This window comes from Butyrivibrio sp. XPD2002 (genome assembly GCF_000423945.1).
Taxonomy (GTDB): domain Bacteria; phylum Bacillota; class Clostridia; order Lachnospirales; family Lachnospiraceae; genus Butyrivibrio.
This window is the reverse complement of the sequence record NZ_AUIY01000033.1, coordinates 23,740-33,544: the sequence shown is the minus strand read 5'-3', so window position 1 is coordinate 33,544 and position 9,805 is coordinate 23,740. Positions and strand designations below refer to the sequence as shown.

17 protein-coding genes are annotated in these 9,805 nt (G+C 40.5%); 1 reads left to right on the top strand and 16 read right to left on the bottom strand.

What is annotated here, in order from left to right:
* Positions 1-110: 110 nt before the first annotated feature.
* The 12 genes from G587_RS0114975 to G587_RS0114915 all read right to left on the bottom strand — a co-directional run bounded on the left by G587_RS0114975 (position 111) and on the right by G587_RS0114915 (position 6,261).
* Positions 111-587, bottom strand: coding sequence for a hypothetical protein (locus G587_RS0114975; RefSeq protein WP_026492923.1), 477 nt, complete (start codon positions 585-587; stop codon positions 111-113).
* A complete protein-coding gene (locus G587_RS0114970) occupies positions 584-1,150 on the bottom strand; it encodes an NUDIX hydrolase (protein ID WP_026492922.1) in 567 nt (188 codons plus the stop codon). The genes G587_RS0114975 and G587_RS0114970 overlap by 4 nt, the downstream gene beginning before the upstream one ends.
* Positions 1,137-1,508 (bottom strand): hypothetical protein, encoded by a 372-nt coding sequence (locus tag G587_RS0114965; protein WP_026492921.1) that lies wholly within the window; start codon positions 1,506-1,508, stop codon positions 1,137-1,139. The genes G587_RS0114970 and G587_RS0114965 overlap by 14 nt, the downstream gene beginning before the upstream one ends.
* Positions 1,509-1,682: 174 nt before the next feature.
* A complete protein-coding gene (locus tag G587_RS25570; protein ID WP_155829577.1) occupies positions 1,683-1,853 on the bottom strand; it encodes a hypothetical protein in 171 nt (56 codons plus the stop codon).
* A 26-nt stretch (positions 1,854-1,879) separates the two neighbouring features.
* Complete coding sequence (locus G587_RS0114955; RefSeq protein ID WP_026492920.1) at positions 1,880-2,428, bottom strand: GNAT family N-acetyltransferase; 549 nt, start codon at positions 2,426-2,428, stop codon at positions 1,880-1,882.
* 148 nt (positions 2,429-2,576) lie between these two features.
* Positions 2,577-3,128: a flavin reductase family protein gene (locus G587_RS0114950; protein ID WP_026492919.1), complete on the bottom strand. Its 552-nt coding sequence runs from the start codon at positions 3,126-3,128 to the stop codon at positions 2,577-2,579.
* Between the two features lie 27 nt (positions 3,129-3,155).
* Complete coding sequence (locus tag G587_RS0114945) at positions 3,156-3,635, bottom strand: YbaK/EbsC family protein (RefSeq protein ID WP_026492918.1); 480 nt, start codon at positions 3,633-3,635, stop codon at positions 3,156-3,158.
* A 17-nt stretch (positions 3,636-3,652) separates the two neighbouring features.
* Positions 3,653-3,970: an SCP2 sterol-binding domain-containing protein gene (locus tag G587_RS0114940; protein WP_026492917.1), complete on the bottom strand. Its 318-nt coding sequence runs from the start codon at positions 3,968-3,970 to the stop codon at positions 3,653-3,655.
* A 119-nt stretch (positions 3,971-4,089) separates the two neighbouring features.
* A complete protein-coding gene (locus G587_RS0114935; protein ID WP_026492916.1) occupies positions 4,090-4,701 on the bottom strand; it encodes a DNA-3-methyladenine glycosylase I in 612 nt (203 codons plus the stop codon).
* A 163-nt stretch (positions 4,702-4,864) separates the two neighbouring features.
* Positions 4,865-5,455 (bottom strand): nitroreductase family protein, encoded by a 591-nt coding sequence (locus tag G587_RS0114930; protein WP_026492915.1) that lies wholly within the window; start codon positions 5,453-5,455, stop codon positions 4,865-4,867.
* 16 nt (positions 5,456-5,471) lie between these two features.
* Positions 5,472-5,657 (bottom strand): hypothetical protein, encoded by a 186-nt coding sequence (locus G587_RS0114925; protein ID WP_026492914.1) that lies wholly within the window; start codon positions 5,655-5,657, stop codon positions 5,472-5,474.
* A gap of 292 nt (positions 5,658-5,949) precedes the next feature.
* Positions 5,950-6,261 carry a hypothetical protein gene (locus G587_RS0114915; RefSeq protein ID WP_026492913.1) on the bottom strand — a complete coding sequence of 104 codons (312 nt, stop codon included), beginning with the start codon at positions 6,259-6,261 and terminating at the stop codon, positions 5,950-5,952.
* Between the two features lie 311 nt (positions 6,262-6,572).
* On the opposite strand from G587_RS0114915, the gene G587_RS25925 reads away from it, so the two are divergent.
* Positions 6,573-6,710: a hypothetical protein gene (locus tag G587_RS25925; protein WP_207637478.1), complete on the top strand. Its 138-nt coding sequence runs from the start codon at positions 6,573-6,575 to the stop codon at positions 6,708-6,710.
* Between the two features lie 48 nt (positions 6,711-6,758).
* On the opposite strand, the gene G587_RS0114905 is transcribed toward G587_RS25925, so the two are convergent.
* From G587_RS0114905 to G587_RS0114890, 4 genes are all read right to left on the bottom strand, one after another.
* The gene (locus G587_RS0114905) at positions 6,759-7,049 is read right to left on the bottom strand and encodes a helix-turn-helix domain-containing protein (protein ID WP_026492912.1); all 291 of its coding nucleotides are present in this window, start codon (positions 7,047-7,049) and stop codon (positions 6,759-6,761) included.
* Positions 7,050-7,103: 54 nt separating this feature from the next.
* The gene (locus tag G587_RS23005; RefSeq protein WP_330364493.1) at positions 7,104-7,406 is read right to left on the bottom strand and encodes a type II toxin-antitoxin system RelE/ParE family toxin; all 303 of its coding nucleotides are present in this window, start codon (positions 7,404-7,406) and stop codon (positions 7,104-7,106) included.
* A gap of 370 nt (positions 7,407-7,776) precedes the next feature.
* Complete coding sequence (locus G587_RS25920; RefSeq protein ID WP_026492911.1) at positions 7,777-9,108, bottom strand: topoisomerase DNA-binding C4 zinc finger domain-containing protein; 1,332 nt, start codon at positions 9,106-9,108, stop codon at positions 7,777-7,779.
* A 69-nt stretch (positions 9,109-9,177) separates the two neighbouring features.
* On the bottom strand, positions 9,178-9,798 hold the full coding sequence (locus G587_RS0114890; RefSeq protein ID WP_026492910.1) for a hypothetical protein: 621 nt from the start codon (positions 9,796-9,798) through the stop codon (positions 9,178-9,180).
* Positions 9,799-9,805 lie beyond the last annotated feature (7 nt).

Here is a 9,805-nt window from a genome sequence, read left to right as displayed (position 1 = left end):
CGGCAATCATTTCTATAGCCCCGGGACCTTTGTCTCCCTCTTTCCATGCAAGGCTGTGTACGCTGCCTGCAAGAACACCTTTTTTCATTTCTTTAGCTATAGACTAAAGTTTAATCACATCTGCTAAGAGAAGCGCCGCCACTGTACTTCTCTGAAAACTCATCCTCGTTCCATGTCTCATAATATTCCAGGATATCCGCATTTTCTTCAGAAGACTGATACGTGTACTGAACTCCGTTATCAGACTCTGCCTTAATCTTGTATCCTCCAGTCTCCAGTTCCTCGAATAGCGAAATACTATCAAAATGATCCGGAACAAAATCATTATTTTCCATATGGCCATAAATTATCTCTGCATCACCAAACTGTACATAGTATTCAGGCTGCATATCCCCATCAGTCTCATAGCCTATGGATGCTGTCTGCCAGGTTCCTGATACCACAGGATCACTCACTTTTGATGCCAGAAAAATAGATGTTGGACCGTCAGCTCCACCGATTATCGCTGCATCTTCTTTTTTCGCACCACATCCTACTGTTCCTATTACCATTATCAGCACAAGCGCTGTCACTACTATTTTCTTCATCTTAGTCTCTCTTCTTTTTCCTTAAGATACTTCATTACTATCTCAAGCCCTTCCATCGGAACACAAAACGTGCCATCCCTGTGTATGCATCCCTCATGGACTTTATCGATATCAAACCACCTGACTTCTTCCACTTCCTCTGTCTGAAGCTTCAGCTTGGATATATCCACAGGCTTTTCATACACGTAAACAAAAGCAACTTCATTGTCCTTAAACATTTTTCCATGGAATTCCATCTCATACTTAATATGAAACTTCCCGGCAAAAGTAAGATCTCCGGCCAGAGTTTTTATTCCAAGCTCCTCAAACAGTTCTCTCTGTGCAGACTCAAGTGGCTCATCACCAGCCTGGATATGTCCTGCCGATGAAGTATCATACATCCCAGGAAAAGATTCCTTTTCGGCGCTTCTCTTCTGAAGAAGAACCTGATATTTATCCACTTCCTTTCTCACAATCCAAATATGCGCTGTCCTGTGAGGAATCCCATTGTCATGTGCATCACTTCTGCTTACAGTTTCCCCGGTCGGAAAGCCGTTATCGTCAGTTATATCAAATATCTCCATTTTTCACTGCCTCTTTTCTGTTCCTGATGGCAAAAACAGCTGTACCAACTCCCGCCAGCACAAGCACGAATATTCCATAGACCATCGCTATGAAAGCACCGACAATAGGTGTCTCAAAATCAGAACTAATAAAATAGTAGTAATAATATGTACTTAGTATCATTCCGGCAACGCATGATATCAGCAATAATAACGAAGACAGGAGATATTCCTTCATGCTTTTAGCCATAAAAACATTCATTATGACAAATGCCGCAATAACTATCATCCATATGGGATTAATATCATCCATTCCGAGCATATCCCTAATCACAAACATTACAAGGGGAATTAGATTTAACCACTTCAAGAACTTCACTTTTTTCCTCCGCCAACAATTATTCTTTAACAAAATATATCTCTACCATTTTACACCATTGCTATCATTACAAAAACTTACTTTTACCTTGCTACTCAGAATTGTTCGTTCTTGTTATATGGATTACTTGGATTGTCCCGTAGATTAGGAGCAGCACAGGTAATAACGTCAACTTCATACCATAGCTGCATTATTCTCTTTGGCGTATTTATGGACTACATCTCCAAGGAATGCAAATAAACACTTCTCCGGCAATCTCTCAGCTGTCCAGTCATGATCAGGAGCTATAACTTCCGATGAACTGTCATCATATTCCAATAATGGTATTTCATTTTGTATTATCATAGAAACCTCCGATCTTCGTGTTTAAATCACAGAAACAAAATCATATTAACTTCATCAATGTATGTTCCGTCCTTCAGTTTGAATGCCTTTGGAGTTCTTCCGCATTCTTGAAATCCCATCTTTTTATATAAAGCAATCGCTCTATCATTGTCCGCATAGGCTCCAAGTTCCATCTGTTCAAACCCAATTTCCCTAGCTTTGTCTATAGCCTTCTGCATGAGTATTGTTCCAATCCCACCGTTACAATATGCCTGTTCAAGGGCAATTGCAAAATCACACCTGTGCCTGAGCTTGAGATGATTTCTGTGACGGCTTATAGAACAGTTACCTACAGCTCTTTCCCCATCAAATACGGTAAACCAGGCAGAATCCTCAGCCTCCAGATTATTCCTGATGATCTCTTTTTCTCTTTCGAGTTCAATATTTATTTCTTCAGGATATCTTACAAGATAATGCGTTTCTTCTGCTGTCTGCTTTATGTAGTCCAGCATGGTAACAGCATCTTTTTCCTCTGCAGATCTTAGGACAAGTGTTCTTCCATCATTAAGCGTTAACATTTCTTCTGCAATTTTCATAGTGTTCTCCTCCTGAATGTAAAAAAATAGACCTTATCAAAACTATTTTAGCTTGATAAGGTCTTAATACACTTGTTTAATGAATCAAAAGTTTACAGATAGCCCTGTTAGCTGTCAATAACTTTTTGCCCCTCTTTAAATCTCTTTATCACTTCAGCTTTGCGCCATCCTTAAAAGCATTGCCCACCTTTTCTCCAACTCCGTAATATCCATTACCAAATGGATCAAAGCTTATAGGCTTAACTTTTGTGATATCAACCGCTCCATCTGTCACTACGCTTTCATCTGCAGAGACATTTACGATCTCTCCAATCAGAATGCCATCCTCAAAGCTCTTTACCTTACACTCAAGAGCAACAGGAAGTTCATCAATCAAAGGTGCATCAACAAACTCACTCTTTGTTGCGTGAAATCCAGCCTTTTCAAATTTATCAGGTACTTTTCTTCCCGATTCTATCCCAACATAATCGCAGGGAATCACCTGGTCTTCAGTAGCAAGACTTACTGTGAAAGCACCTCTCTTTGCGAGATTATCAGTAGTCTTGTGTTCAGACAGGCTGATTGAAATCTCTTTAAAGTCAGTAGTTATGCCCCAGGCTGCGTTCATAGCATTTGGCACTCCATTCTCATCATATGTTGCAATGATAAGAACCGGCTGCGGATACATTAGTGGTTTTGCTCCAAAATTAACTCTGCTCATCTGTTTCCTCCTTTAGCACAAACACTGTTACTCGTCTTCTTCCCATCCCTTGCACACATCGCACCAGCCCTCGGCTCCGGTAACAGCTTCAAGCTCTGAAGGTGTAACTTTAACAGAAGTAAACTCATTACCTCCTGCAGGATGGACATATTCAAATCTCTTCATGGATACATCCAGCCAGATAGGGATGTCATCAGCCACAGCAAAAGGACATACTCCACCTGGCTGGAATCCCGTGATACTCTCTACCTGATCTCTGGGTATCATGTGTGGCTTAGTGTGAAATAGTGATTTGAACTTAGAACTGTTAACCATACCATCGCCTGCCATTACCACAATTACAGGCTTTTCATCTACCACAAAAGACAATGTCTTTGCAATCTCCGGTTCGGTGCAACCTATCTGCTGTGCAGCATGTTCAACTGTATCAATCGTCTCTGCATGCTCAGTAAGCCTATCACCAAGATTATTGGAGACAAGAAACTCTTTTACCCTTTCATTAATCATGTCTGCTTACTCCCCGATCATTTAAGAAGCTTGGAAAATTCCAAAGCCTTCCCTACATCACCGTCAACCTTAAGTTTGCCGATAGTAAAAGCTGCTACAGGATCTAACTTTCCACTGATTAGCTTATTAAAATCATCGGACTTGATTGATATAGCGCAGTTCCTGTCATGGTAATCGTAAGGCTCTATATTGATCTTGTGGTCCTTAACTTCAACGTAGAACACTCCGGGATCCTGATCTGTCAGATTCACCTGAACGGCTAGAAAATCCACATTTGAAACATCGGCATTTTCTGCCAGCTTTCTAAGTTTAGTAACTACTGTATCACGCTTCATATTCGTCCTCCTCCCAAGATGTATCGGTCTCTGTTACCATTATATAGTTAGTAGCGCTTACTCTGCGTATGTATTTACCTATGGCTGATGATAGCCTGGGGTTATATCAGAATTATCACCTAATACACTTCCATATCCTTGCGTTTATTCACAGTTTGGTTTGCGGCATTTATCCTTTTATAGCATGGGCAGGTCTCGTCGTGATCATTGATTATTCCGCATGCCTGTAGGTGAGAATAGATTGTCACTTCGCCGACGTACTTAAAGCCCCTCTTTTTCAGATCCTTACTTATCGTCTTGGAAAGACCGTTACTTACGGGAATCTTCCCACCAAGCTTACTGTGACCACTGTAGAGAATTGTCTTATTTCCTGAGTATGCCCAGATATAATCGCAGAAGCTTCCAAACTCTTCTCTGACTTTCTGAAAACACCTGGCATTATTTATGACAGCAACGATCTTCCGGGGTGACTTTATCATATCCTCTGTATTCAGTATCCGCTCTATGTCTGCATCAGTATACTCAGCAATCTTGTCATAGTCGAAGCCATCAAAGCAGGATCTGAACACCTCTCGTTTTTTCAGCATAAGATCCCAGGATAAACCACACTGCATACATTCCAGCATCAGGTGCTCAAACATCTTTTTATCATCATGAACAGGAACGCCCCACTCATTATCATGATAAATCTTGTTTCTTTCATTAACGTCCGCCCATCCGCAAAAGCCCATAGCATAATCCTCATAAAAAAATCTGCTTTTCATCTATCAATCACACAGAAATGATGCCACCCCTATATCATACACATGGACAGTCTTCCCGAACCTATCCACTTCAGTAGGAACGATCTCTCCTCTTTCAACCTGCAGTGCCCCTTCAATGAGCTTTATCCCCTTACTTTTCTACCCAGGTTACCGGATTACCTTTTCTCTCAAGCGGTTCCCTGATTGGCTTTCCTGCCTCAGAATATCCCAATATCAGGCCTCCGGTTATCGTTTCATCTTCCCTAAGACCATACTTATACATGAAGTTGCGCACAGCCTCATTTTCATCGAGCCAGTGAAGCTGATTGATCCAACATGAGCCCATGTCAAGAGCATTGGCAGCTATCATCATGTTTTCCAGTGCACAGGCGCTGTCTGCTATAGCGTTGCCATAGCCTTTTTTATTGGCTGTAACTATGAAAACAGGTGCTCCGTAGTGAAATATATATCCACCTTTCTTTGCCGCATTTATCGAATTCTTCAAAGAAGAATACATACCCTCAGTGATTTCCATTTCTGCGAACTCTTTGCAGACTAATCCCGCCATGTCAGAAAGGATTTCGGCATCTGAAAAAATAATGAAATGGGTAGTCTGATTATTTCCACCGCTAGGCGCATATCTGCCTGCCTCAATCACTTTTTCTACAAGCGCTCTTTCCGGCATTTCTCCGGAATATCTTCTAGTACTTCTTCTTGTTAAAATAGCTTCTATCGCTTCCATCTTTTGCCAACCTTTCTCATACTCCTGCCGGCCACTCAGAGCCAACATCCAGTCCATTCTCTGTAAGCCAATCATCTTCCACTGACACAAGTTTCTCATTCCCTGCATCATCAACAAGCGTTACCGATACCTTAGGTTTCTGTCCTGGCTGTAATTCCTCGCAGCCATAATCTCCATCAAATATCTGCTTTATCTTCCACATAAGCCTCAGTCCAAGTCCTCCACGTCAATCATCTTTATTGAAGTTTCACTAACCATCTGCGCAAAGACTCCCTTACTCTTTCATTCCTTTTGCAATAAGCATATTTATAACTCCAAGTACCACAATTATGATCAGTAAATACCTGCTGATCAATGTTCCTCTCAGCTTATCTACTATAAAGAACATAATACGTCAATACCATAGCTAGCGTAAGCATCCCCAGGGCTAAATATCTTCTTTTCACTTAATGGTCTCCTCAGTCATTACTCTTTTATCTATTCTCATGTATCCCTTAACACCCTTTCCTTCCGCTTTTATGATCTTCTATTGAGCAGGCATCAGGTGTTCCATACTCAATAAGGCCCACAACCGCTGGATCAAGAGTTATGCTTCCGTCTTCAAGAACAAAGGCCGGTATACCAACATCGCCTATTTCCTTGGAATGATCGAATGCCGGATTGGTATCGCGAAGTCTGGTAAAAGCCCCCATGTTTCTGATATTCTCACCAATGTTGATATACTCAAATTCATTCTCACGCCCTCTTATCTGCTCATGAATGTAATCGCAATAGGGACATGTAGGCATTCCGTAAATTTTGATCATTGTTCTCCCTCCATAATGTCATTGTAAATATCCCCCAATAAAATCAATACTTTCTTCATATACTTTCAACTCCCCTAATTATATGCAAAAAAGTACTTCGACGCTATATGAGACATCGAAGTAGCTGCAACTGTAAGAGCCATCAGTCTAACTAGTTTTTTGTTTCTTCAAATCTGAGTCCAGATAATCAAAGACCTTCGGCATTACTTTGATAAGAGCTATCGGCTGAGGAAGATTTCTCATTGCACTCTCAGGAATCTTCTTGTGTTCCATGACCTTCATGTATGCCAAGCAACGAAAGGACTACAATCATGAGCGAAAACAATACAGAAAACAACAAAAATAATAAGAGTAGCATTTCTGCAGGAGCAACTGCACTGATATCAGTACTTGCTGTACCAGTTACATTGCTTGCAGGGCTACTCTTATCTAATCGTAAGAAGAAATAACTCTAATTCCTTTTATGACCTCTATCTTGCATGAAGCCAAATAAGTTATTATCTTACCATTTTCTTAGGAACAAACTCTATCTTTAGAGTGCTATCCATAGCTTCAGCAAGACGTTTAAGGAGTGCTATGCTAGGATTTCTTGTACCTTTCTCCAGTCTGCTTATATCCGCCTGACTTATGCCGCTCTTCTCTGACAGCTCCAGCTGAGTCATTCCCGCATGGATTCTTGCATCAAGTATCGCTCTTGTAATATCCATTTCTGGCTGAAGTGCCTCATATTCTTTTTTTAACTCAGGATCCTGCATAAGTTCATTTGTTAATTCCTGAAGATCACTCATATGTTCCTGCCTCCTTCCTACTATGGTAGTCGGTTCTTCTCTGCTTAGCTAAATCTATTTCACCTCTAGGCGTCTTCTGTTGTTTTTTACAAAACCATTAGTGGCAATTATGATTTGTCCCTTATCAAAGAAATACAATATCCTGACTATGTTATTACCTTCTCCACTTCGTAATTCAAATATTCCATCCTCTAACTCTTTAGAAAGAGGTTCCCTAGCAAGATTGCCATACTCCTCAAGCAAGTGAAGATTAGCCACAACCTTAGCCTTCATCTTTACATCCAACGTTCTAATAAATAATCCAACAGGCTTACTGCCGTCTATGGCTCTATAAAAATTCACCTGAAATTTTGACACATTGCCTCCTTCTCTTTATGCTATATATAACATATTTTATTCTTTTCGTCAAGAACGTTAGCATAGTACATGTGGAACCGCAAAGCCACAAAATAACTAATTTTCCGCTGCGTTCACCATGTAAGAATCGTGCCCCATTAGCCTTGTAGTATAAAATACTTAGCTCGTTCAACTTTTGTACATTGCTAAATACTTACGACTGCAAGATTCAGTTGCCTTAGTCTCCAATGGCTAATTCTTTCTATAGTAGCACAAATATCTTCACATTTTTACCGTATCACCTTTTTGGGGTTTTAATAGTTTTTAATGGTATTTAATGGTTTTTGATAGTTTTTAATAGTTTTTAATGGTTTTTAACTTCTCCTTCATTTCATCGAATTGACCGAGTATATTTACATCTAGGATAACTACTGCATCCAACAAATCTGCCATTCCTACCATTTCTTTCAACAAGCCTGCTACCGCATTCGGGACACACGGTCGGATCGTATCTATTAGCATTACTTTCCCTATGTGGAATACTAATTTGTACTGCTGCCTTAGGATTGTTCCTGGAGCATTCGATACATGTTCCCAGATTCACATGATTCTTCCCACCATATGAAGAAAACGCCTTATCCATCGCTATCTTTCCGCAGAACTCACACTTAACCCATCTGTTCCCATCGGGATCTTTAATAGGCTTTTCCTGTTGCTCAAAACCAGCAGCCATGTTGCGGGCAAATTCTTCCCGGGCTCTGCGCTTTTCTGACTCAGCAGCCTCCTTCTCTCGAAGCAACTGCTCCTCACGTTCTCTTATCTTTCGCTCGTATTCCTCTTGGAGTTTCTTTTCTTCTTCCAAGCGTTTTTGGCGTTCAGCCTCGCGCTTTTCCTGCTCAATGATACGTCTGTCGTGTTCACGATCCTGCTTCTTTCTGAATTCATAATATGCTTTATCATATAAAGTATCTAAACTATCTCTGTGAAACAATAGGTTATTATTCTCATCAAAAGAATAGTCACGGAGCCTTCCTTCTGTAACAATTGTTTCACACCACAGTCCATCTATATCCTGATCGTAAAAGGCTGCTTCCAGGCGAGCATCTTTATAATCAATACCATCTATCGACAAAAAGAGACAATAACCCTGTCTGCTTTCAATTTTCATCATCCATTCCGGAAACTGACCTTCGGAGCCACAATTCATGATATCAGCAATATAATAAATCTTGATATCCTGTGTATTCATATCAAGAATATCAAGCTTTTCATCTGTGATGTTTGCCCTGTCATGGAAGTAGCTGATTGCAAGCTTATGGAGCTTTGATACAAAAGAAAACTCATACTTCCTGTCAGTGCTGTCATCAACTGCATTTATAGGCACTCTGGTGTCTACATCCCCAGTTCTAAGCTTATCATCAAGCCAACATTTCAATACTATTTTTGATTCTATCGAAGTCCTTCCTTCAGTTACTGCTGTGCACTCAAGCTTTGTATCAGAATCCTTTATCCTGAAATGTTGTTCCCTAAGATTTCTATCCCCAGCCACAAGAATAAGATTAGCACCGCAACCACACGGGCAGAACAATTCTCCGTTTCTGCTCTTTTCTCGCACCCAGTTCAGCTTCTCAGGTATATTGATCTGCTTACCGTCAATGACTGTATATATAGATTCAATTCCTATGGTTCTACCCTGATATATTGCCTCAGTCCTCTGAGCCATCGTGTTCTGCTCCTTACATCTTCATTCACATTCTCTACTGATATCCCGATAGTATCTCTTTTAGTATTTTTACTGATTAACTTCTCTCTTTCTCCATTTGATCTTGTAATACAACAATGCCAGTCCAAGACACAATACAGCGATTATCGCAAACCACAAGATTATCACACCAGCAGACTGCTCATATACCTTTAGAAAGAAATAAGGTCCGTCCATTATTCTTACAGCATTCAGTACCAGTGCTATCGCACCATATGTAAGACTCGCTACCGCCGGCCATATGATTGTACTCAGCGAAAGCCTCTCAGTCTTTTCTAAAAAGAGAAGTGAGATCACTGATAATAACGGCCCGATAAAATGGTTTATGGGCGCAACATCGTTAAGAAAGTAATATGCAATCCCGCCTTCCGGAGCAAGAACAAATGCAGCTATTAGAAATGTGACCGTCAGGCCAACTGCACTAATAAAATGCGCAACAGTGAGGATCTTCGGAAATTGTTTATTTCTCAAAACGCAGCAAATCACCCATACCGATACAACAAGCTGTAACACATTGCTGTCCACTGTGTACCACTCAAAAAGTCCAAACCGAAACGCATAGATATCGTGGGCAAATGCTACCGTTTCAAGTATCACCAGTATCAGATTTACATAAAAAACGGCTCTATCTTCTTTTTTTATCCTGTTCACGCTATAT